Origin of the sequence: Marinibacterium profundimaris (genome assembly GCF_002210095.1) — a bacterium.
In the GTDB taxonomy this organism is placed as follows: domain Bacteria; phylum Pseudomonadota; class Alphaproteobacteria; order Rhodobacterales; family Rhodobacteraceae; genus Marinibacterium; species Marinibacterium profundimaris.
In genome coordinates this window covers 548,359-571,112 of the sequence record NZ_AQQR01000002.1, presented here as the reverse complement: position 1 = coordinate 571,112, position 22,754 = coordinate 548,359, and the positions used below count along the sequence as shown (strand labels likewise).

The 22,754-nt window shown below is 67.8% G+C and carries 21 protein-coding genes; 12 read left to right on the top strand and 9 right to left on the bottom strand.

The features are described 5' to 3' along the window. Nucleotides 1–86: 86 nt before the first annotated feature. The gene (locus tag ATO3_RS07625; RefSeq protein ID WP_088649222.1) at nt 87–1,742 is read right to left on the bottom strand and encodes a DUF6504 family protein; all 1,656 of its coding nucleotides are present in this window, start codon (nt 1,740–1,742) and stop codon (nt 87–89) included. A gap of 179 nt (nt 1,743–1,921) precedes the next feature. Between ATO3_RS07625 and ATO3_RS07620 the strand changes: the two genes are divergently transcribed. After that, nucleotides 1,922–2,383 carry a c-type cytochrome gene (locus ATO3_RS07620; RefSeq protein ID WP_088649221.1) on the top strand — a complete coding sequence of 154 codons (462 nt, stop codon included), beginning with the start codon at nt 1,922–1,924 and terminating at the stop codon, nt 2,381–2,383. Between the two features lie 148 nt (nt 2,384–2,531). On the opposite strand, the gene ATO3_RS07615 is transcribed toward ATO3_RS07620, so the two are convergent. Further along, complete coding sequence (locus tag ATO3_RS07615) at nt 2,532–2,981, bottom strand: universal stress protein (RefSeq protein ID WP_088649220.1); 450 nt, start codon at nt 2,979–2,981, stop codon at nt 2,532–2,534. A gap of 158 nt (nt 2,982–3,139) precedes the next feature. On the opposite strand from ATO3_RS07615, the gene ATO3_RS07610 reads away from it, so the two are divergent. Continuing rightward, entirely contained in the window at nt 3,140–3,853 is a 714-nt protein-coding gene (locus ATO3_RS07610; RefSeq protein ID WP_088649219.1) for an NYN domain-containing protein, read from the top strand. Between the two features lie 145 nt (nt 3,854–3,998). Here ATO3_RS07610 and ATO3_RS07605 read toward each other — a convergent pair whose 3' ends face one another. Beyond that, a complete protein-coding gene (locus tag ATO3_RS07605; protein WP_088649218.1) occupies nt 3,999–4,628 on the bottom strand; it encodes a TetR/AcrR family transcriptional regulator in 630 nt (209 codons plus the stop codon). Nucleotides 4,629–4,804: 176 nt separating this feature from the next. Here ATO3_RS07605 and ATO3_RS07600 point away from each other — a divergent pair, with 176 nt between their 5' ends. The 5 genes from ATO3_RS07600 (at nt 4,805) to ATO3_RS07580 (ending at nt 9,220) form a co-directional block, all read left to right on the top strand. Continuing rightward, nucleotides 4,805–5,731, top strand: coding sequence for an AEC family transporter (locus ATO3_RS07600; RefSeq protein WP_088649217.1), 927 nt, complete (start codon nt 4,805–4,807; stop codon nt 5,729–5,731). A gap of 104 nt (nt 5,732–5,835) precedes the next feature. Beyond that, nucleotides 5,836–6,666, top strand: coding sequence for an S-formylglutathione hydrolase (gene fghA / locus ATO3_RS07595; protein ID WP_088649216.1), 831 nt, complete (start codon nt 5,836–5,838; stop codon nt 6,664–6,666). Nucleotides 6,667–6,765: 99 nt separating this feature from the next. Further along, on the top strand, nt 6,766–7,386 hold the full coding sequence (locus tag ATO3_RS07590) for an HAD family hydrolase (RefSeq protein WP_088649215.1): 621 nt from the start codon (nt 6,766–6,768) through the stop codon (nt 7,384–7,386). Then, the gene (locus ATO3_RS07585) at nt 7,383–8,297 is read left to right on the top strand and encodes an ornithine cyclodeaminase family protein (protein ID WP_088649214.1); all 915 of its coding nucleotides are present in this window, start codon (nt 7,383–7,385) and stop codon (nt 8,295–8,297) included. The genes ATO3_RS07590 and ATO3_RS07585 overlap by 4 nt, the downstream gene beginning before the upstream one ends. Next, entirely contained in the window at nt 8,294–9,220 is a 927-nt protein-coding gene (locus tag ATO3_RS07580; protein ID WP_088649213.1) for an alpha/beta fold hydrolase, read from the top strand. Before ATO3_RS07585 ends, ATO3_RS07580 begins: the two co-directional genes overlap by 4 nt. Here the strand turns inward: ATO3_RS07580 and ATO3_RS07575 are convergent. Next, nucleotides 9,217–10,458 carry an MFS transporter gene (locus ATO3_RS07575; RefSeq protein WP_088649212.1) on the bottom strand — a complete coding sequence of 414 codons (1,242 nt, stop codon included), beginning with the start codon at nt 10,456–10,458 and terminating at the stop codon, nt 9,217–9,219. The genes ATO3_RS07580 and ATO3_RS07575 overlap by 4 nt on opposite strands. 144 nt (nt 10,459–10,602) lie before the next feature. Between ATO3_RS07575 and zapE the strand changes: the two genes are divergently transcribed. Next, a complete protein-coding gene (gene zapE / locus ATO3_RS07570) occupies nt 10,603–11,661 on the top strand; it encodes a cell division protein ZapE (RefSeq protein ID WP_088649211.1) in 1,059 nt (352 codons plus the stop codon). 235 nt (nt 11,662–11,896) lie between these two features. On the opposite strand, the gene ATO3_RS07565 is transcribed toward zapE, so the two are convergent. Genes ATO3_RS07565 through ATO3_RS07550 form a run of 4 tightly spaced genes read right to left on the bottom strand, consistent with a single transcriptional unit; the run spans nt 11,897 to nt 18,205 of the window. Continuing rightward, nucleotides 11,897–13,162, bottom strand: coding sequence for a bifunctional folylpolyglutamate synthase/dihydrofolate synthase (locus tag ATO3_RS07565; RefSeq protein WP_088649210.1), 1,266 nt, complete (start codon nt 13,160–13,162; stop codon nt 11,897–11,899). Then, nucleotides 13,159–14,118, bottom strand: a complete 960-nt coding sequence (accD, locus tag ATO3_RS07560; protein ID WP_088649209.1) for an acetyl-CoA carboxylase, carboxyltransferase subunit beta — start codon at nt 14,116–14,118, stop codon at nt 13,159–13,161. Before accD ends, ATO3_RS07565 begins: the two co-directional genes overlap by 4 nt. 60 nt (nt 14,119–14,178) lie before the next feature. Continuing rightward, nucleotides 14,179–15,099, bottom strand: coding sequence for a CPBP family intramembrane glutamic endopeptidase (locus tag ATO3_RS07555; protein ID WP_088649208.1), 921 nt, complete (start codon nt 15,097–15,099; stop codon nt 14,179–14,181). Beyond that, on the bottom strand, nt 15,092–18,205 hold the full coding sequence (locus tag ATO3_RS07550; protein WP_088649207.1) for an ABC transporter transmembrane domain-containing protein: 3,114 nt from the start codon (nt 18,203–18,205) through the stop codon (nt 15,092–15,094). Before ATO3_RS07550 ends, ATO3_RS07555 begins: the two co-directional genes overlap by 8 nt. 238 nt (nt 18,206–18,443) lie before the next feature. On the opposite strand from ATO3_RS07550, the gene ilvD reads away from it, so the two are divergent. The 4 genes from ilvD to ATO3_RS07530 all read left to right on the top strand — a co-directional run bounded on the left by ilvD (nt 18,444) and on the right by ATO3_RS07530 (nt 22,232). After that, nucleotides 18,444–20,207 carry a dihydroxy-acid dehydratase gene (ilvD, locus tag ATO3_RS07545; RefSeq protein WP_088649206.1) on the top strand — a complete coding sequence of 588 codons (1,764 nt, stop codon included), beginning with the start codon at nt 18,444–18,446 and terminating at the stop codon, nt 20,205–20,207. After that, nucleotides 20,188–20,823, top strand: a complete 636-nt coding sequence (locus ATO3_RS07540; protein WP_143747243.1) for a hypothetical protein — start codon at nt 20,188–20,190, stop codon at nt 20,821–20,823. The genes ilvD and ATO3_RS07540 overlap by 20 nt, the downstream gene beginning before the upstream one ends. Before the next feature lie 232 nt (nt 20,824–21,055). Then, the gene (locus ATO3_RS07535) at nt 21,056–21,817 is read left to right on the top strand and encodes a DUF6478 family protein (protein WP_088649204.1); all 762 of its coding nucleotides are present in this window, start codon (nt 21,056–21,058) and stop codon (nt 21,815–21,817) included. A gap of 37 nt (nt 21,818–21,854) precedes the next feature. Further along, nucleotides 21,855–22,232, top strand: coding sequence for a hypothetical protein (locus tag ATO3_RS07530; protein WP_088649203.1), 378 nt, complete (start codon nt 21,855–21,857; stop codon nt 22,230–22,232). A 126-nt stretch (nt 22,233–22,358) separates the two neighbouring features. Here the strand turns inward: ATO3_RS07530 and ATO3_RS07525 are convergent, their stop codons facing one another. Further along, nucleotides 22,359–22,700 (bottom strand): zinc ribbon domain-containing protein YjdM, encoded by a 342-nt coding sequence (locus ATO3_RS07525; RefSeq protein ID WP_088649368.1) that lies wholly within the window; start codon nt 22,698–22,700, stop codon nt 22,359–22,361. Nucleotides 22,701–22,754 lie beyond the last annotated feature (54 nt).

Genomic DNA, 22,754 nt, shown 5'->3' with positions numbered 1-22,754 from the left:
CTGCTTCGGATGTGTCGCGGCACGTCCCCGTGTTTTCACCCTTGATGCAGATACCTCTGTCCGACCTCTGCCATCCGGCACGGGCGTCAGGCGTAGGCGCCGTGGCAGAACCAGCCGGCCGACATCGTGGCGCCATGGGCGTAGTACAGCCAGAGCCGGTCGCCGGCCCCGGTCGTCACGGTCCAGTAATCGCGCACGCCGCTGCGCCAGTCGGGATCGTCCAGCCACCATTCCGGGGCGATGCGCTCGGGCCCGGTGGCCGAGGCCAGGGCCCAGTCGCGGCCGCGCCAGCGGAACCGGGCGGGGACATCGGGCGCGTCCGGGGCCGTGACCGGTTCGGGGCGGAAGAGGGTCAGCGGACGCGCCGCGCCCGGGGTGGGCCAGGCCGGGGCCGGGTCGGACCAGGCGGCGGCCATCACCTGCGCCGTCTTTTCGGGGATATGGCTTGAGACCGGGTGGAGCCGGGTGATCGCCTCCAGCCCCACGCGGGCGCCCAGCCGCGCGATCAGGTCGTCGAGCGCGGTGTTGTCGGCCAGCCGGTCGCGCACGGCCTGGCCCGCCTTCAGGTGGCCGACCTTGTCGCGGTCGTGCAGCGGTTCCGTCTCCACCGCCTCGAGCCGGAGCATGTCGATGCCGAAGCCCGCGTCGATCTGGTCGAGCTTCATCTCCACCAGCGGCCGGATCCGGTGGGGATCGCGGCTGGGCCGGGCCAGGCCGATCTCCACCACCTCGGCGGCCTGGTCGGTGCGGTGCGCCTCCAGCCGCAGGCGGCGCAGGCCGCGGCCGCGGTCCTCCAGCGCCCGGGCCAGCCGGGGCAGCATGCGGTCAACCGCGGCCAGCATGTCGTCGGTCAGGCCGATCGGGTCGGGGAAGGTCATGCGCACGGCGTAATGATGCGGCGGCGCGGCCGGCGAGACCGGTTCGGGCGCCGAGCCCATCGCCTGGTCCAGCCGCAGCACCAGCCCGGTTCCGAAGCGCCGGGCCAGCCCCGCGCGGGGCTGGCCGAGGAGTTCGCCGATCCGCCGCAACCCGAGCCGGCCGAGCTGCGCCGTCGTCGCCTCGTCCAGCCGCAGAGCCGCCACCGGCAGCAGGCTGAGCGCGCCGTGGGTCTGCCCCGGGGGCGCGATACGGCCCGCCGCGCTGCCGGCCACCGCCGCCTGGGGCGCGGCGCCACCCTTCGTCCAGTGCCTGCGCCGCGCGGCGCGCGACCGCGTCGCCCGCGCCTCCTGCTCGATCGCGTCGCCCGAGCGCACCGCCGCCGGCGCCGCCCCCGCGTAGCGCGCCAGGGCCCAGGCCGCGCCCAGCGTGTCGGCCAGGCCCAGCCGCACCGACAGCCCCATCTCGGCGCAATCGGCCTCGACCACCGACATCAGCGCCTCTTCCCCGCCGAAGAGATGCGCGCAGCCCGACAGGTCGATCACCAGCCCGTCCGGCGCCTCCTCGGCGACCCAGGGGCTGAACTTGCCCGCCCAGCGGCGCAGCGCGGCGAGGAAGGCCGCCTCGGCCGGGGCGTTGCGGCTGCGGGTCAGCAGGGTGCCGCACATGGCATGGGCATCGCGCACCGGCTGGCCCCGGCGGATCCCGGCGGCCGAGGCGGCGGCATTGACCGAGGACACGACCTGCATGTTGCCGCGGTCCTCCACCACGGCAAGGGGGGCGTCCCAGGTGCCGCGCGCGGCCCGCATGAGCCGGTCCGCGCCAAGGCGGGGAAACCAGAGCGAGAGGATACGTCGTTTGGGCATTGGCAGCAGATGTTCACACTATGTTCTCATTTCTACCGCGACTCGCCCCCGGGAGTCGATATGCCCCGCACCGCCGCGATCCGGCCGATCACAGTTCCGACAGCACAGGCGCAAATCGTTGAAACGATCAGGACGGCCTTCCAAGGTTGACGCAGCCAGAACCCAAGAGGACAGCCCCGATGATCCGTATCGCTTCACCCATCGCCCTGACAGCCGCGTTCACAGGACTTGTCGCCATCGCCTCCGTCGGCCATGCGCAAGGCGAAGCCTCCGACCCGGAGGTGAAGGCCCGGATGGCCCTGATGAAGAAGATCGGCAGTCAGACCAAGATCCTGGGCGACATGGCCAAGGGGGACACGGCCTTCGACGCGACCGCCGCGCAGGAAGCCGCCACCACCATGGCCGCGGCTGCGGGCGAGATCCCCGCGCTCTTCGAGCCTCAGGCGACGGATCCGGAATCCGAGGCCAAGCCGATCATCTGGGAGCAATGGTCCGATTTCACACAGAAGGCCATCGACCTAGAGACCGCGGCGACCAGTGCCTCGACCACGATCACCGACCAGGCCTCTCTGGGACCGGCCATGCGCGAGATCGGCGGCGCCTGCCGCGCCTGCCACGAGACCTATCGCGAATCCGACTGAGGCCTCGCACCAGTCAGGTGCGGCCCGGCACACGCGCACCGGTCAGGGGCGGCCCCGGGCACAGGGGGCGCCCGAAAGCAAAGGGGCCCGAAGGATCATCCCACGGGCCCCTGTCCTGTTCTGCCGGCCTCCGCCGGGGATCACCGGATCAATGCGTGACCGTCAGAACCGCGCATTTCGCGTGATGCATGATCCGCTGCGATGTCGACCCCAGAACCAGGCCCGCCAGGTTGCCAAGCCCGCGCCGGCCGGTGACGATCAGGTCGGATCCGACCCGCGCCGCGCAATCCACCAGCTCGTCCGCCGGATCGCCGCGCAGCATATGCGTCTGGGGCGAGGTCTGGCCGCATTCCGCCGCGATGCCAAGCGCGAGCTTCATGATTTCTTCGCCCGCCTTGTCGAGCTCGTCCTGCGTCGGCATTTCCGCCACCGCCGGGAAGCCCGCGACGGCCGCCGTCGCATAGACCGCGGTTTCGGGCTGCGGGCTGTGCACCATGTGCAGCTCCGCCCCGTATTTCTGCGCCAGGTCACAGGCGATGCGGATCGCCTTGTCCGACGCTTCGGATCCGTCCACCCCGACTACAATCGTTTCGAACATGAGAGCCTCCTGGCCTTGTGTTTTATTAACCTTATGAGAACTGGTCGTCCTAACCTTGACCTGCGTCAAGCGCCGGCGTCGATTTCCTTCGACGAATTTCAGCGGCCCGCGCAAACTGGGAACTGGCTGCGCCCGACCGGACAGCGTAAGGAGGGACCATGACCGAACGCTCCGACACCCCGCTCATCGCCGTCCTGATCGACGCCGATAATACATCACCGAAATACGCAAAGTCGATCTTTGACGAGATCGCGCGCCTGGGCGAAGCCTCGGTCCGGCGCTGCTACGGGGATTTCTCCAGCCAGCAGATGGCCGGATGGTCCAAGGTGCAGGCCGAATTCGGCCTTGTTCCCCACCACCAGCCCGCCAACACGGTGGGCAAGAACGCCTCCGACATCGCGCTGGTGATCGACGCCATGGACCTGATGCACTCGGGCCGGTTCGACGGCTTTGCCCTTGTCTCCTCCGACAGCGATTTCACGCGCCTTGCGTCGCGGTTGCGCGAACAGGGGCTGGACGTCTATGGCATGGGCAAGATGAACACGCCCGAAGCCTTCCGGAAGGCCTGCAAGCGGTTCATCTTCCTAGAAAACATCTCGTCCGACGCGGAAAAGCCCGCCGACGAGCCGCCGAAGGCGCAGCGCTCGGTAAACGAGGTGCGGGACCTGGTCTATCGCGCCATGGACACGATCGAACAGGAAGACGACTGGTACGCGCTGGGGCCGATCGGCCAGTTCATCACCGCGTCCAACCCGGATTTCGACACGCGCTCCTATGGCAAGCGCAAGCTGTCGGACCTGATCCGCGCGATCCGCACGCTGGAAACAAAGCGCGACGACAGCAACCAGCTGCTGGTGCGCCGCCTGGACTGAGCGTCTGGACCGGGCGCCACGCCCCTCTCGGCCAGAGACACGAAAATGTTGAAAGAACAGGCCCTTGCCAAGGGCGGCACCGCGACCGCTCTGCGGGCGCGGGCATGTCGTGGCGCCCTTGGCGCCTCCGCCTGGCAACAGCGGATCAGACGCCGCTGCGGGTGCCGTAACGGGCCAGGAAGGTCGTGGCCGCTTCGCGCGCCACGCAATCGATCTCCTCGCGCGAGAATTCCGATTGCAGGCCGAACACCGCCCGGGGCCAGAGCCGCGTCTTGCAGAGCTCGGAAAACTGCTCGGCCGCCAGCACGACATCGTCGAGCTCCAGCGCGCCCTCCTCGCGGGCATGGCGGAAATACTCGGCCAGCCGGTCGCGCCCGCGCATCGGGCCGCTTTCATAGAAATCCCGGCCCAGCTCGGGGAAGCGCTCCGACTCGGCCGCGCAGATGCGGAAGATCCGCACGCCGAACCGCGAGGTCAGGAACGAGATGATCTCGGTCGCGGCCATGGTCAGCACGTCGGCCACCGGCGCCGAGGGATCGATCCGCGCCACGGTCTCGTCGGCCATGCGCTGGCATTCCTGCCGCGCGACCTCCATGAACAGCAGCTTCTTGTCCGGGAAATAGCTGTACAGCGTCGCCTTCGACACGCCCGCCGCCCGGGCGATGTCATCCACGCTGGCCCCTTCGAACCCGTCGGTCATGAAGACCTCGCGCGCCCCTGCCAGCACCTGATCGAACTTGCGCCCCGTGCGCACCACGGTCGTGGCGTCACCCATTTCATTGTCCTTCGTCATCCCCGCGACGATCTTAAACCGAACGGTTCAGTTCCGACAAGCAGGACCGGACGGAATGCCCGCGCCGCAGCCGATTTCGAAGGCCTTGCCCGCAAATGTGCCATCGCCCGAGACTTACCTGTCTTGCGATGATCATTCAGCTTCGGTACGCCAATCGCATGGTCGAGATCTTTCTGAGAACCCTGCCCTTTTTTGCAATCATCGGCCTCGGGTATCTCGCCGGCCGCATGCGCTTCTTTACCGAGGAAGCGACGGCCTATCTCACCAAGTTCGTCTTCTTCTTCGCACTTTCGGCGATGCTGTTCCGCTTTTCGGCCTCGCTGTCGCTGGGCGAGATCCTGGATTGGAACCTGGTCGCCGGGTACCTCTGGGGCACCACCTTCGTCTACCTGGTGGCCACCGGGGTGGCCTTTGTGCGGCGGCTGGACATTCCGACGGCGGCGATCGAAAGCCAGTGCGCGGCGATCGGCAACGTGGGTTTCCTGGGCCTGCCGATGTTCGTGACGCTCTTCGGCGAAGAGGCGATCGGGCCCAACATGGTGGTGCTTACGGTCGATCTGATCGTGTTTTCCAGCCTGATCGTCATCCTGATCAACGCCGGCCGCACCGGGCGGCTGTCGGCGGCCACCTTCGGGCAGATCGGTCTGGGGCTCCTGAAGAACCCGATGATCGTCTCGATCGCCGCCGGGCTGACCTGGTCGGCCTTCGAAGTTCCGATCCCCCGGGTGCTGGACGATTTCCTGGTGATCCTCGGCGGCGCCGCCACGCCCGGCGCTCTGTTTGCCATCGGCGCCTCGCTGGCCAGCAAGTCGGCCGAACGCATCGTCATCGCCGGCTGGCTGAGCAGCTGCAAGCTGGTGCTGCATCCGCTCTTCGTGGCGATCGGCGTGCTCTGGCTCTTCCCGGTGGAGCCCTTCGCGGCCATGGTCACGATCTCGGCCGCGGCCCTGCCGGTGGCGGGCAATGTCTTCATGCTGGCGCAGCATTACGGCACCGCGCCGCAGCGCGTGTCGGCCGCGATCCTGATCTCGACCGCGGCCAGCATCCTGACCGTGCCGCTGGTGATCGCCTGGGTCGGCGGCTGAACCGGGCCAAGGCAGGCTCAACCGCGCCTTTCGTCCGCCTTTACCGGGGCGTAGGGGGCTTGTAGGTACGCAGCCGAACCCAACGATCCCGAGGGAGAGACAAAATGGACACCGTTTCCGAGAACAGGTGCTTCGGCGGCACGCAGGGCGTCTATACCCACGCCTCCAGCGCCTGCAACTGCGACATGACCTTCGGCCTCTTCCTGCCCGAAGAGGCGGATGACGGCCCGGTGCCGTTGCTGTGGTACCTGTCGGGTCTGACCTGCACCCATGAAAACGCCATGACCAAGGCCGGCGCCCAGGCCTGGGCGGCCGATCAGGGCATCGCGCTGATCTTTCCCGACACCTCGCCGCGTGGCGACGACGTGGCCGACGACGACGCCTATGATCTCGGCAAGGGCGCGGGGTTCTACGTGAACGCGACGCAGGATCCCTGGGCCCCGCATTTCAGGATGTGGGACTACGTGGTCGAGGAATTGCCGGCGCTGGTGGGCCGCGAATTCGCCCTCGACATGGAGCGCCAGGCGATCACCGGCCATTCCATGGGCGGCCATGGCGCGCTGACCATCGCGATGAACAATCCAGGGCGGTTCAAGTCGGTGTCGGCCTTCTCGCCGATCTGCAACCCGATGGGCTCGGACTGGGGCCGCAAGCAGCTGACCGCGTACCTGGGCGGGACCGAAACCGCCTGGGCCAGGCACGACGCCTCGCACCTGATGCGCGAAGTGGGCTTTGACGGGCCGGTCCTGATGGACACCGGGTCGACCGACCAGTTCATCGACCTGCTCCGCCCCGAGGTCATGGCCGATGCCATCGCCACGCGCCGCCAGCCGGCGACCTTCCGTCTGCAGAAGGGCTATGATCACAGCTATTTCTTCGTCTCGACCTTCATGGAAGAGCATGTCGCCTTCCACGCCGAGGCGCTCTTCGCCTGATCAGGCCCAAACCGGCCTCTGCCCCTTGCGCCCCAAATTTCTTTCGAAGAAATTTGCCAAAAGTCTTTGAAGACTTTTGAACACGCAAGGGGCAGACGCATGCGACCAGAAGCCGTCATCTTCGACATCGGCAACGTGCTGATCGAATGGCAACCGGAACGGTTCTACGACGCCGAGATCGGAGAGGACCGCCGCCGCGCGATGTTCGACACCGTCGATCTGCATGGCATGAACGACAAGGTGGACATGGGCCACCATTTCACCAGGACGATCTATGCCACCGCCGAGGACTACCCCGAATTCCGGGACGAGATCCGCATGTGGCACGATCGCTGGATCGAACTCGCCCGGCCCGAGATCCCGCGCTCCGTCCGGCTGCTGCGGGCGCTGCGGGCCAAGGGCGTCCCGGTCTTCTCGCTGACCAATTTCGGCGTCGAAAGCTTCGATTTCGCGCTCACCCACTACCCGTTTCTCGACGAATTCGACCGCAAGTACATCTCGGGCCACATGAAGGTGACGAAACCGGACCCCGAGATTTACCGCATGGTCGAGGAGGATTGCGGCATCGCCCCGCGCAACCTGCTCTTTGCCGACGACCGTGCCGACAACATCGCCGCCGCCCAGGTGCGGGGATGGCAGACCCACCTGTTCACCGGCCCCGACGGCTGGGCCGACTGCCTCGTCTCGCATGGTCTGCTGACCGAAGAGGAGGCGGCATGACCCCCACGATCATTCCCTTCACCGAGGGCGAGGCGCTGCTTGACTGGCTCGACCTGGCCGAGGCGCTGGCCCGTGGCCACGCCCTGCCCAGGGCCGAGATCGGCGATACCTTCCTCTACCGCGACCCCGACACGCTTCTGTCGCGCGCGGCCTGGATCGACGGGTTGGGCCAGCTGGTGAAGACCGCGACGATCTTTCCCGGCAATGCCGAGGCCGGCAAACCGTCGATCAATGGTGCGGTGACTCTCTACGACGACACCGACGGCACGCTGAAGGCGCTGGTCGATTTTCACCTTGTGACCAAGTGGAAGACCGCCGGCGACAGCCTGCTCGGCGCGCAGCTCCTGGCGCCGGAGAAGGTCGACACGATCCTGGTCATGGGCGCCGGCACCGTCGCCGGCACGCTGATCGAGGCCTTCTCGGCCGGCTTCCCCGGCGCCCGGTTCCGCGTCTGGAACCGCACCCCCGCCCGGGCCGAGGCGCTGGCCGAGGGCTTCCACCATGTCACCGCCGTCACCGACCTGGAAACGGCAGTGCCCGAGGCCGACATCATCCTGGGCGCCACCATGTCCACCGAACCCGTGCTGAAGGGCGCGTGGCTGCGCCCCGGCCAGCACGTCAACCTGATCGGCGCCTACCGCCCCGACATGCGCGAGGCCGACGACACCGCGCTGCAACGCGCGACGGTTTATGTCGACAGCTGCGACACCACGCTGGACCATATCGGCGAGCTCAAGATCCCGCTTGCCTCCGGCGTCCTCGCCCGCGACGCCATCCGCGCCGATTTCTACGACATCGGGTCCTTCACCCGGGGCGGACCGGACGACATCACGCTGTTCAAGAACGGCGGCGGCGCGCATCTGGACCTGATGACGGCGGATTACATCCTGGGCCGCTGGATGGCCGGATGATCGGACTGGTGCTGCTTGGCCTGCTGCTGGTGCTTTTCGCCTGGCCGCTGATCGCCGAGCGCACCCGCAAGCCCATGACGCCCGAGCTTCGGCGCGCGGCCGGCGGCAGCTTTGCCGAGCTGTCGCAGGGCGTGACCCATTACCACTGGATCGGCCCCCTTCGGGGTCCCGTCGCCGTCTGCATCCACGGGCTGACCACGCCGGCCGTCGTCTGGTCCGGCCTGGCACGGGGGCTGGCGGCCTGGGGTTTTCGCGTTCTGGTCTACGATCTTTACGGGCGCGGCTGCTCTGACCGGCCGCCGGGCCTGCAGGACCGCGCCTTCTTCCTGCGCCAGCTGGAAGAGCTGCTGGAATTCGAAGGCGTGCGCCGGGACATCACGCTGTTCGGCTATTCCATGGGCGGCGCCATCGCCACGGCCTTTGCCGCGCGCCACCCCGACCGGATCCGCCGGCTTGTGCTGCTGGCCCCCGCCGGCATGGGGATGCGGATGTCGCGCCTGACCCGCCTCATGCGCGACACGAAGGGCTTTGGCGACTGGCTGATGCTTGCCGTCTTCCCGCTGCGCCAGATGCACGAGACCGAGGCCGGGCGCGACCTGCCCGGCTCGGTCCCCGACATCACCGACCGCCAGCAGGCCGAACTGGATTATCGCGGCTACACACCCGCTGTCCTGTCATCCCTGCGCGGCATCCTGTCGGAGAGGTTCGAGCCCGACCACCGCGCCCTTCGTGCGCAGGAGGTGCCGGTGATCGCGATCTGGGGCGAACAGGACAGGGTCATCCCGCTGAGCGCCATGGGCAAGCTGACGGAATGGAGCCGCAACGCCCGGCAGGAGGTCATCCCCGGCGCGGGCCACGGCCTGCCCTATACCCATACGGCCCAGGTCCTGGACGCGCTGCGCGCCACGCTCACCGACGATTAGGCCGCCAGCGGCCGCGCCAGTGGCTGTTCCCGCACCGGCAGGTGCACGATGGCCGAAAACGCGCCGATCCCCACGCCGACCCACCAGACCAGGGTGTAATCGCCAAAGGCGTCATACATCCGCCCGCCCAGCCAGATCCCCAGGAAGGACCCCAGCTGGTGGCTGAAGAACACCAGCCCGTAGAGCGTGCCGAGGTAGCGCAGCCCGTAGATATGCCCCACGAGGCCGGAGGTCAGCGGCACCGTCGCCAGCCACAGCGCCCCCATCCCGGCCGAGAACAGCAGCACCGTGCCGGGCGTGATCGGGAACAGGATGAACAGCCCGGCAAACAGCGTCCGCCCGGCATAGACCCCGGCCAGCAGGTATTTGCGCGGGTAATGCTTGCCCGCCCAGCCCGCCAGCAGCGTCCCAGCGATATTGGCCAGTCCGATCAGCGAGATCGCCACCGCCCCCAGCGCCGAGGTCGTCGTCACGCCCAGCCCGTGCAGCACACTGCCCGGCGCGATCGGCCCACACATCTCGGTCACCAGCGCCGGGAAATGCGAAGTGATGAAGCCCAGCTGGTAGCCGCAGCTGAAGAAGCCCAGGAAGATCAGCGTGAAGGACGGATCGCGCAGCGCGCGGCCCAGGATCTCGCCCAGGGTCTCGTCCGGGCCCGAAGATCCGCTGCCCTCCGGCGCCTTCAGCCCGGGCACCAGCATCAGCAGAACCAGCATGGCGCCTGCAAAGACCAGGAAGACCTGCGACCAGTTCATCAGGCTCAGCAGCCATTCCGCCACCGGCGCCCCCACCACCTGCCCCGCGCTGCCCGCGGCGGTGGTGATCGCCATGGCCATCGACCGGTGCTCCTCGCTCGCCGCGCGGGCGACGATGGCCAGGATCAGGCCAAAGCCGCTGCCGGCGATGCCGAAGCCGATCATCCAGTTCCAGGCCTGGTGCCCCAGCGGCGTCACCGACCCGGCCGACAGCACCAGCCCCAGCGCATAAAGCAGGATGCCGATGACCACAGCCTTGCGCTCTCCCATCCGCTCGGCGATCGCGCCAAAGATCGGCTGACCGATCCCCCAGGCCAGGTTCTGGAACGCCAGCGCCAGCGAGAATTCGGCCCGCGCCCATCCGAATTCCTCGGCAATCGGGATCTGGAAGACCCCGAAGGAGGCGCGTATGGCAAAACTGACAAGCGTGATCAGGCAGCCGGTCACCAGGACGGGCGTGATCAGCGAGGATGTACGAGGCATGGACCGACCCTCTCAAGCGGTTGCGGCGAGCTTAGCCGCGCCGCGCCGATGCGCAAGGCAGGCCACCGCATGGCGGCCCTGCACGGCGCGACCTGACGCAAGGTCGCTTGCCATTCCGCGCAGGCCCGCGCTAGGTCACGCGCCATGACCGACATGATGTCCATCTACAAGGCCGGTGTCGCCAATGGCACCATCCGTCCGGATCCGGCTCAGGAAGAGGTGATGCCGGAATTCGACCGGATCCGCGAGGGGCTGATGCAGCCCGTGCGCCGGGGCCTGTTCCGCAAGCCGCCGGAACCGCCGAAGGGGCTGTACCTCTGGGGCGGGGTCGGGCGCGGCAAATCCATGCTGATGGACCTCTTCGTCGACTCGCTGGACGGCATCCCCACCCGCCGCGTGCATTTCCACGCCTTCATGCAGGAAATCCACGCGGCCATGCACGAGGCCCGACAGCGCAAGGTCGAGGACGCGCTGGAACCGGCGGCCGAGGCGGTGATCTCCTCGGTCCGCTGCCTGGCCTTCGACGAGATGCAGATCACCGACATCACCGACGCGATGATCGTCGGGCGGCTGTTCCAGAAACTCTTCGATGCCGGCGTGGTGATGGTGACCACCTCGAACCGTCTGCCGGACGACCTTTACAAGGACGGGCTGAACCGCGCGCTTTTCCTGCCCTTCATCGAGCTGATCAAGGAGCGCATGGTCGTCCACGAGCTGGCCTCGGACACGGATTACCGCCAGAACCGCCTGCAGGGCGCGCCGACCTATTTCACCCCGATCAATTCCGACACCCGCGCCCGCATCCGCGAGGTCTGGGAAGATCTGTCGGGCGGGCCCGCGGAACCGCTGGTCCTGCACGTGAAGGGCCGCGAGGTCGAGCTTCCGGCCTATCGCAACGGCATCGCCCGGGCGCGGTTCTACGATCTCTGCGGCAAGATGCTGGGCCCGGCCGACTACCTCGCCCTGGCCGATGCGGTGAAGGTGCTGGTGCTCGAGGACGTGCCCAGCCTGTCGCGCAACAACTTCAACGAGGCCAAGCGCTTCGTCACCCTGATCGACGCGCTCTACGAGGCGAAGGTGCGGCTGATCTGCTCGGCCCAGGCCCAGCCGGAAATGCTCTACATGGAGGGCGACGGGGCCTTTGAATTCGAGCGCACCGCGTCGCGCCTGCGCGAGATGATGGGGGAGGATTGGGGGCGGTGAGCCCCCGTCTTCGCTGTCGGCGATTTCGGCGCCGTCTGGCCGGGGTATTTTTCCAAAGGTGAACCAGGGCGTGCCGCAATGTCCCACGCGTGGGACACTTTGGCTGGCCAATAGAATCAACACGTTACAGGGGCGTATTAACGATCTCTTCAGGAAATCGCGCGCCACGCCCCTGCTTCATCTTTGCCCAAATACCCGCGGGGGAGTCGCCGCAGGCGACGGGGGCAGCGCCCCCTTACCCGTTCCGTTTCAGCACCGACCCCGCCAGGTAGAGCGAGCCGCAGATCACGATCCGCTCGGCGTCCCCGGCGGACGCCACGGCGGCCTCGGTGCTGGCCGCGACCTCGGCGGCCAGGCCCACGGATCGCGCGCTTTCGGCAAGGCTCTCCGGATCCAGCCCGTTTTCCTCGCCCGGGACCGGCACCGCGATCAGGCGGTCGGCGCGGGAGGCAAGAGGGCGCAGGAAGCCGGTGCAATCCTTGGTGTTCATCATGCCCGAGATCAGCACGGTCGGGCGCGGCGGCAGGCCGCCCAGCAGGTCGCCTAGGGCCTCGCCGGCCGCGGGATTGTGGCCGCCGTCGAGCCAGAGCTCGCGATCGCCGGCCGCTTCGACCAGCGGGCCTTCGGTCAGGCGCTGCATCCGGGCGGGCCAGATGACGTTTTCCATCGCCGCCCGGCAGCCCGCCTCGCCGATGCCGAGCTGGCGCAGCACCGTCAGGGTGGCGCCGGCATTGTCCAGCTGGTGGCGGCCGCGCAGCGCGGGCAGGGGCAGATCCAGCAGACCGGTCTCGTCCTGATAGACCAGCCGGCCGTGTTCCTCGCCAACGTGCCAGTGTTCGCCCTGCACAAGCAGCGACGCCCCGGCACGCGCGGCGGCGCGTTCGATGACCTCGAGCGCGCGGGGATCCTGGCGGGTCACCGCGCAGGGCACGCCGCGCTTGAGGATGCCGGCCTTTTCGGCCGCGATCGCCTCCAGCGTGTCGCCGAGGAACGCCTCGTGATCCATCGACACCGGGGTGATGACCGTCGCGACCGGCGTGTCGATCACGTTGGTCGCGTCCAGGCGCCCGCCCAGCCCGACCTCGAGCAGGGTGTAATCCGCCGGGGTCTCGGCAAAGGCGAGAAGGGCGGCGCAGGTGGTGATCTCGAAATAGGTGATCTCGACCCCGCCGTTGGCCTCGTAGCAGCGGTCCAGCGCGTTGATCAGCGCGGCTTCGGAGATCAGCTCTCCGGCCAGGCGCACGCGTTCGTGGAACCGCGCCAGGTGCGGCGAAGTATAGGCGTGCACGGATTTGCCCGCGCCCTCGAGACCGGCGCGGATCATCGCCTGGGTCGAGCCCTTGCCGTTGGTGCCCGCCAGGTGGATCACCGGGGGCAGGCGGCGTTCGGGATGGCCAAGGGCCTCAAGCAGGCGCCACATCCGGTCCAGGGTGAGGTCGATCACCTTGGGGTGCAGCGTCATCATCCGTTCGAGGATGAGATCGGAACCTTGCGCGGTCATGCGGCGGGGCTGGCCTTGCTGTCGGGCGCCGGTTCGGCCGGGGCCCCGGACGTGGTGTCATGCGTGGTGTCGGGATCGGGCGCGGGCAGGTCACCCTTGATGGCGGGCGGCATGTTCAGCAGCATCCGCGTGATGGTGATCAGCTCGTCCTTCATCTTGGTCCGGTGGGTGACCCGGTCCAGCATGCCGTGGTCCAGCAGGTATTCGGCCCGCTGGAAGCCATCGGGCAGCTTTTCGCGAATGGTCTGTTCGATCACGCGCGGCCCGGCGAAGCAGATCAGCGCGTTGGGCTCGGCGATATGGACGTCGCCCAGCATCGCATATGAGGCCGTGACCCCGCCCGTGGTCGGGTGGGTCAGCACGACGATATAGGGCAGGCCCGCGTCCTTCACCATTTCCACGGCGACAGTGGTGCGCGGCATCTGCATCAGCGACAGGATGCCTTCCTGCATCCGCGCGCCGCCGGCGGCGGAGAACAGGATCAGCGGCCGGCGCAGCTTCACCGCCTCTTGTGCGGCGGCGATGATGGCGTTGCCGACATACATCCCCATGGACCCGGCCATGAACGAGAAATCCTGAGCGGCGGCGACGATCGGCGTGCGCCCCATCTCGCCGGTGGCGACCAGCATCGCCTCTTTCTCGCCGGTGCCCTTCTGGGCCGCGCGCAGGCGGTCGGGATAGCGTTTCTGGTCGCGGAAGTGCAGCGGGTCGGCCTTGGGCTCGGGCACGGCCACCTCGGAGAAGACGCCGCCGTCGAACAGGTCCGTGAACCGGTCACGCGGGGTGATCCCCATGTGGTGATTGCAGTTCGTGCAGACGTTGAGGTTGTCCGACAGCTCCCTGTGGAACAGCATCGTGCCGCATTCCGGGCACTTCTGCCACAGGTTCTCCGGCGTTTCACGGCGCGAGAAGATCGAATTGATCCGCGGCCGGACGAAATTGTTGATCCAGTTCATTCAGGCGCCCCTCGGTTGGCGTTCGGGGGCTGAGATATGCTGTCGCCGCGGCAATTGCAATCAGCGACGCAGGGCCAGGCGGGCCGCCAGCCAGGACACCACCATCGTGGCGAAATCCACCGGAAGCCAGGCGCGGACCAGCTCGGGATCGGCGGCGCCGGCACTGACATAGAGCGCAAGGCCGCTCATCCCGTCGGTGACCGAAATCAGCAGGATGGCGACGACGTTGTTGGCCATGTGCACGGCGATGGCGGGGCCCAGCGTGCCGGCGCGGGCGGTCAGGTCGGCCATCAGCACGCCGAAGACCGCCGCCCAGACCGCGATCAGCAGCGCGTTCTCGCCCGCCTCGGACGGCACGTAATGGCCGGCGGCGAACAGAAGCGACGGCACCCCGATCCAGATCCAGGGGCTGTCGAACCGCGCGGCCAGCTGCTGCTGGAGATAGCCGCGGAACAGCACCTCTTCGGCGCCGACCTGGATCAGCAGCGCGGTCAGCGACAGCGGCAAGAGCGCGGCCCAGGTGCCGAAGGGCAGGTTCGGCTCGGGCTCCAGGCCCGAACGCCAGGGCGGCAGCACGGCGATTGCCAGTGCGACCAGCAGCAGCATGGCCAGCACCGCTCCGAATTGCGAGACCGCGGCGCGCAGGGGGCCCAGAAGGGTCGGCGCCGGGCGGCGGTGGACCATCACCACGGCCAGCCCGGTGCCCAGGGCGAAGAAGGCGAAGGTTGTCAGCAGCACCAGAAGCGACGCCGGCGTCTGCCCCGGCGCCCGGGCCGTGGCGATCTCGCCGCGCCAGAAATCGGGCGACACCGCCGACAACGCGCCGGCCAGCACCGCGTTCAGCGCCAGCCCCGTCGCCGCCACCACCAGAAGGCCCAGCGGCAGACGCCAGAGCTCGGCCCGGTCGCGGGCCGGCGCGACAAAGCCCGCATGGGCGGCCCAGCCGAGGCCGGGCCCGGAAGACCGCGCGGGATCAGGCATCCTCGTCCTGGGTGATCTCGTCCAGCGCATCGCCATCGGCCTCGGCGGTGATCTTCTTGATGTCCACGCCCGAGCGGTCGAGGAAGCCCGCCAGCGCCGACAGGTGGCCGGCCACGGTTTCCAGCAGCGCCATGGCCACGGTCGAGTCGGCCTCGATCACGTCGCGGAACTCCTCGGCGCCGATGCGCAGGAAGCGGGATTTTTCCAGTGCGACAAGGTCGGTGACCCGGTCGGAGCGTTCGATGATCGCCAGGTCGCCGATCACGCGGCCCGGTTCGACCACGGTCAGCGGCTTGTCCTTCGGGTCGGCATCGGGCCATTGCACCTGCGCCTTGCCCGAAACGCAGAGATAGACGGCATCGGCCGGCTGCCCGGCGCGAAAGATCACCTGCCCGGGCTTGGCGCGATACCAGCTGGCCGAGAAGGCCAGCAGCCGCTGGTTGCGGGCATCCAGCCGCGAGAACAGGTCGGTCCCGGCGATGGCGCGCAGCTTGTGGCGAAATTCCTCGTTGCCCTCGGCATCGTCGCCACCGCCCAACGTGCGCTCGCCGTCGATGCGGCCGTCCTTCAGCACGATCAGCTTGTCGTATTGCGACGGGTGTTTGAACTTCGCCTCCATGAAGATCATGGTCGCGTCGGGCAGCAGTTCCTTGAGGTTGGTGCGCACGGCGGCGCGGGCCTCGGAATCGTGGCTTTCCAGCACCCGGTCAAAGACCAGGACGTCGGGCCGCTTCAGCGCCGCCCGGCTGAAGGCCGCGCGTTCCTGCAGGGTCTTGGGCAGGTTGGCGCCGCCGATCCCGGTCTGCAGGTCGAAGATCAGCCGCGCGATCCGCCAGCGCAGCCCCTCGTCGCTGAGCATCTCGGCCACGACATCCTCGACCTCGTCCGCGCGCGCGCCGGCATGCATCGAGATCCGGCCGTAAAGCGCGTTTTCCAGCACCGTCAGCCGCGGCAGGTAGGTTTCGGGCGTGACGGGCACGAAGAGATCCCCGCCCATGCGGCGCAGCGTTTCGCGGTGGCTGTTGCGGACCTTGACGATCTTCTGCTTCAGGCGTTCCGGGAAATCCGATCCGATCTGTTCGGCGGTCAGGGTGAAGGGCACCGTCATCAGCATCAGGTGCTCGTCATCCTCCAGCTTGTCATCGCCCTTCACGCGGCGCTTGGACACGATCGAGACAAGCTGCCGGTAGATATCCGGGTCCAGCCCGACACGGCGGAACAGCGGGTGGTCGATCCCGTCGTGACCGAAGGTGCGGTTCAGCGTGTCGATCACAGACTGGCCGATGTTGAGCGCCTCGGTGCCCAGGCCTTCGCGCTGGATCAGGTCGCGGAACAGCCGGGCCTGGGCCATGCCTTCGGTCGACAGCGGCTTGCGCGGCGCGGCGAACAGCAGGTTGCCGCCCAGCGGGATCGCCGGGTTGAACTTGTCGGGATCGAAACGGAACACGATGTCGTCCAGACCGGCCTCGACGATGCGGTCATGCACCGCGTCGCGCATGCCGACGATGGCGCGGGTCAGTTCGGGGTGAACCTCGGGCGAGATCCGCAGCTGCAGGGCCTTGCGGAATATCTCTTCGTCCTGGCCGATGGCCTGGATCAGCTTGAACCACCAGGACCCGACCTCGTTGCGGTCGGCATAGCCGCCGACGCCCGGGTCCAGCCATTCGGAATTCAGCGGATCGGGGCAATTGCCCGAGCGCACCGCCTCGGTCCCGGCGCGGCTTTTGGGCCAGTCGGGGTCCTGCGACTCGCCCGGGTGCATGCCGAAGGGCATCAGCAGGTTCTGCCCCAGCGTGCCGTCGAAAAGGTAGGGCTGCGAATGGGCATAGCCGATTCGCGCCGCGATCACCGCCTGGTGCAATGTGGCCAGGTCCTGCCCGCCGATCTCGACCTTGCCGCGGGTCGGAAGGATCTCACGCGTGAGCAGGCCGGCGAAGGCCGCGCGTTCCGCGGCGGTCCCTCCCTGCACCGCCAGCCGGCTTTTGCCGGGGATCGTCAGGTCGAGATCCTCAAGCACCATGTTGCCGTCCTGATCGGTGACGGTGACGTCCTTCAGCACGATATCGCCCGTCAGGTGCGGGATCTCTTCGGGGATGTCGTTGAGCAGCCGGTCCTCGATCATCGAGCGCGGCGCGAAGCGGTCGGTCACAACCGTCCAGCGCAGCGACATGTCCTGCACCTGGTTGTAGTAGGTCAGCAGTTCCTTCCACGGCGCGGCGATGTCCTTGTAGGCGGCCAGCGCGGCGACCAGGGCGCCGACGCTGATCTGGCCCTGGATCGCCAGGTAGCCGCCGACGAGGTAGAAGAAGAACGGCGTTAGCTGGGTGATGAAGTTGTTGAGGAACTTCATGAAGAACTTCTTCTGGTAGATCTTGAACCGGATCTCGAAGATCCGGCCCAGCCGATCCGTCAGAAGCGCCGAGCGATAGCGCCAGCCGCCGTTGGCGCGCAGGTCCGAGATGCCCGCCGCCGTCTCGCCGATCTCGGACGACAGGTGCCGGATCTCGACGATGCGGTCCTTGTTCAGCAGATTGATCTGGCGCTGCAGCATCGGGATCAGCCAGGCCTGCAGCGGGATCAGCGCGATCGAGGCCAGCCCGAACCAGACGCTCTGCATGAACAGGAAGGTCACGATGGTCAGCATCTGCCCCGCCTGGAACACCGGCTGCGCGATCAGGTCGCCCATCAGCCCGCCCATCGGCTCGGCCTCGGCTGTGACCATCGACACCAGTTCGCCCTGGGACGTGGTGCGGAAATAGGGCGCCGGGAAGCGCATCATCCGGCTCATCAGCTGGTAGCGCAGGCGCCGCAGCATCCGTTCGGACACGGTGCCCTTGTAGGTGTTGATCCGCATCTTGAAGAGGCCCGAGGCCACGACGGCCGCCAGGAACAGGACGCAGAGCACCACGAGGTATTCGATCTGCGAAAGCTGCGTGCCCAGGACCGTGATGTTCGAGGTCGACGAGCCGATCGCGTCGTTGATGATCCGCTTCGGCAGTTCGAGCGAGACGTAGAGAAACGGGAACGACAGGATCGTCAGCCCGAGCAATACGAGCTGATCGCGTTTCGAGTAGCGCCAGATGAAGGCGAAGAGCGAGCGGTCCATCGCGGGGCCTGAAATTTGGAGAGGCGGCGGGCGCCCGGTGGAAGGCATGCGGGAAGCAGGCGGGATGCAAGAACGTAGGCCCCAGTTCGGTTAAAAACAAGTTTCCGCACAAGGGACTGTCGGAGGTGCACAGAAGCTCCGGCACATCGGCGCGCGCGGGACGCCTGCCGCCACTTCCCCTTGTCTGCCGGTCTGGGCAGAGCTATTGGCATGGGACCACCAGCCAGGGGAGGCCGCCATGCTCAAGCGCAAGTTCGACAAGTCCAAACTGCCCAGCCGTCATGTTACGGAAGGCCCGGAGCGCGCGCCGCACCGGTCGTACATGTACGCCATGGGGCTGTCGGATGAAGAAATTCATCAGCCGCTGGTGGGTGTTGCCACCTGCTGGAACGAAGCCGCGCCCTGCAATATCTCGCTCAGTCGCCAGGCCCAGGCCGTGAAGCTGGGCGTCAAGGCGGCGTCCGGAACCCCGCGCGAATTCACCACCATCACCGTGACCGACGGCATCGCCATGGGCCACGAGGGCATGCGCTCTTCGCTCGCCTCGCGCGAGGCGATCGCCGACACGGTGGAGCTGACGATGCGCGGCCATTGCTACGACGCGATCGTGGGCCTGGCCGGGTGCGACAAGTCGCTCCCGGGGATGATGATGGCCATGGTGCGACTGAACGTCCCGTCGGTCTTCATCTACGGCGGCTCGATCCTGCCGGGCAAGGCGCCGCAGGTCGACGAGATCCCGGAAGATTTCCGCACCCGCGACCTGACCGTGCAGGACATGTTCGAAGCCGTCGGCCGCCACCAGAACCACGAGATGTCGGATGCCGCGCTGGACATGCTGGAACGCGTGGCCTGCCCGAGCGCGGGCGCCTGCGGCGGCCAGTTCACCGCCAACACCATGGCCTGCGTCTCCGAGGCGATCGGCCTGGCGCTGATGAACTCCTCGGGCATGCCAGCGCCTTACGAGAGCCGCGACCAGTATGCCGAGGCGTCTGGCCAGGCGGTCATGGACCTGATCGAGAAGAACATCCGCGCGCGCGACGTGGTGACCCGCAAATCGCTGGAAAACGCCGCGCGGGTCGTGGCCTGCACAGGCGGGTCGACCAACGCGGGCCTGCACCTGCCGGCCATCGCGCATGAGGCGGGGATCGACTTCTTCCTCGATGACGTCTGCGAGATTTTCCGCGACACCCCCTATTTCGTCGATCTCAAGCCGGGCGGCCAGTTCGTCGCCAAGGACCTTTACGACGCCGGAGGCATCCCCGTGGTGATGAAGGAACTGCGCAAGGCGGGCCTGATCCACGAAGACTGCATGACCGCCACCGGCGAGACCATCGGCGAGGAGCTGGACAAGATCACCCGCAATGCCGACGGCCGCGTGATCTATCCGATCGAGACGCCGCTGACCAAGACCGGCGGCGTTGTCGGCCTGAAGGGCAACCTGGCCCCCGAAGGCGCGATCGTGAAGGTCGCGGGGATCGAGCCGCAGCACCAGCGGTTCGTGGGCCCGGCCCGCGTCTTCGAAAGCGAGGAAGAGGCCTTTGCCGCGGTAAAGGCGCGCACCTACAAGGAAGGCGACGTCATCGTCATCCGCAACGAGGGCCCCGCGGGCGGCCCCGGCATGCGCGAGATGCTGGCCACCACCGCGGCCCTGTCGGGCCAGGGCATGGGCAAGAAGGTCGCCCTGATCACCGACGGGCGGTTCTCGGGCGCGACGCGGGGCTTCTGCGTCGGTCACGTGGGGCCGGAATCGGCCCATGGCGGCCCGATCGCACTGCTGAAGACCGGCGACGTGATCACCATCGACGCCGTCAGCGGCGAACTGTCGGTCGATCTGTCGGACGAGGAACTGGCCAAGCGGAAAGAGGCCTGGCCAGGCGCCCGCCCGACCAACTACGCCTCCGGCGCCCTGTGGAAATACGCGCAGCTTGTGGGTGCGACCTACAAGGGCGCGGTGACCCACCCCGGCGCGCAGGCGGAAACGCATGACTACATGGACCTGTAAGGGCCTCGTGGCCGGCCTGGGTCTGATGATGATCCTGGCCGGCTGCACCGAAGACGGAGGACTGGCGCTGGATGTGCCGGCCTCCGGTGGCCAGGCGGCGGTGACCTCCACCGTGCTGGGCGACGGCCGGGTGGCGCTGACGGCGCCCACGGGCTTCTGCATCGACCCCACCACGATCGACGCCTCGGGACGGGATGGCTTTGCCATGCTGGCGTTGTGCAGCCGGCTGTCGCCGCAGACCGCCTTTGCCACGCTGTCGGGGCAAAGCCCGGCGGTGATGACCGTGACCACCACGCCCTGGACCCGGGGCGACACGCCGATCACCGCCCGCACCATCGCCGACGCCTATCCGGACAATGCCGTGGCCGAGGCGCGGAGCGGCGCCGTGCCCATGGTCCGCGCCGCAGGTGTGCCGCCTCTGCCGGGCCTGGACGAGATCCACTGGCGCGGCGCCTTCGTCGTCAACGACCAGCTTGTCGTGCTGGGCCTCTTCGCGCCCGAGGACAGCCGGGCCCTGGGCTCCACCGGGGCCAACCTGCTGGGACAGCTGGCCCGCCGCACCAATGCCGCAAGCCGGCGGCTTTCCGTTGCGGGTGCGGCATCGGCGGACAATTAGGGCCAAAAATTTAACGATCTCGGCTATGCCGGATTACAGAACCCTCCCCGCTTCGATAGAAAGGCGGGGAAATCAGGTGCATGGACGCCCGGGCGAGGCGATGCGCCTGACGGCACGCGTGACGTGGGCGCCGGGGACAATGTCGTGAACAGGCCCGGGGCGCGCCTGGATGTGTCGGGTGCCGAAGGGCACCCGACGGACAGGCACAGGGACGGATGGGCAGAGGCAGCGGATGGGCAGGATACTCGATCGCGTCAACTTCCGGCGGGCGATGCGCCGCTGGCGCCGCCTGGCGCGCGCGGCGCAGACCGCCAGCCTGTCCGAGCTGCGCGACCAGCGGACCGAGGCGCGGCAGCTGCGCCACCACCTGGACCGGCTGATCCACGTGGCCGACGGGCGGCTGGCGCTGCCTGCGATCGGCACCAATGCCTTTCACCGCCCGCCCGGCACCGACTGGGCCTGGCGCCCCGAGGCCTGGCGCGGCCCGCTGGGCCGGCCTGGCCTCGCTGCCGCCGAAAGCCGCGCCAGCCTGGGCGAGGGGCTGACCCTGTTCCACGATTGCGCCACCTCCGAGCTGACGCTGCGCCAGATCCGCAACCTGCGCGAAGAGGATCTCGCTCCCTTCGGCCTGCGCATGGACGTGTTCCGCTTCGACGGGTCGTTCCTGTCGCTGGTGGTCGACCTGCCCGAGGCGGCGGTGCAGGGGCTGACGCGCGACCACCTGATCCGGATGACCACCATCGTCGAGGTCGAGAAACCGCTTGAGATCTTTGCCCGGCTCAACGTGCAGCACGGCCCGAACACCGAACAGATCGTGCGGGAGATATCGCCCGACCGGTCCGAGGCGATGGTGGAATTCGACCTCGCCTATTCCAAACTGAACGAGAAACGGGTGGAACACGCCTGGGTCGACCTGATCTTCGAAGGCCCCGAGATGAACCAGGTGGTGCTGCGCGACCTGACCTTCGCGCGGCTGCCGCGGGCCGCGCTGTGACCCGGCCGGCCCCCATCCACAGCCCGGAGGGCATGACATGGAACTGACCGAAACGCGCCTGCGGGGCGGCATCTGGCAAGGCATCCTGACCGACACCCCGACACTGCCCGCCGGGACCGAACCCGCCGTTGCGGTGACCTGGCTCGACCGTCCGGTCGAGGGGGTGGAGCTGACCGAGCTGGACCCCGAACAGGGCAGCTGGACCCTGCGCGTGCCGATCCCGTCCGAGGCGGTGGCCGACGGCGTGCAGACCTTCGTCATCAGCGACGGCGAGAGCGGAGAGAAACTGGCCAGCTTCTCGCTGATCGCGGGCGCTCCGGCGGCCGATGACATCCGGGTCGAGATCGAGCTGCTGCGCGCCGAGCTCGACATGCTCAAACGCGCCTTCCGGCGGCATTGCCTGGAAACCGGCTGAGCCTGCGGCGCACCGGGTGCGATGACATTCGCGCGCCCGCCCGGAGGCGGACTGCCGTGTCGTGATGCCGGGCCCACGCCCGCAAGGGGCGGCCCGGACCCTGTTCCCGGCGTCAGTGCCCTGAGGCTATCCCGAGACCTTTTTCACGAATTGGGATTTCAGGCCCATCTGGCCAATTCCCGGCACCTTGCAATCTATGTCGTGATCGCCGTCGACCAGCCGAATTCCGCGAACCTTGGTCCCGACCTTGACCACCGTCGAAGAGCCCTTGACCTTCAGGTCCTTGATGACGGTGACAGTGTCGCCATCCACAAGGACATTGCCGACGCTGTCGCGCACCTCCGGCGCTGTGCCGGCCCGTTCATCGGCTTTCCATTCATGCCCGCATTCGGGGCAGTTCAACAGGGCGTCGACCTCATAGACATAGATCGACGCGCATTCGGGGCAGGGGGGCAAGGTATCGGTCATGAGGCATGCCATAGCCCGCGGATTCTGCCGGGAACAGCGGTAATTCCGCTGCTC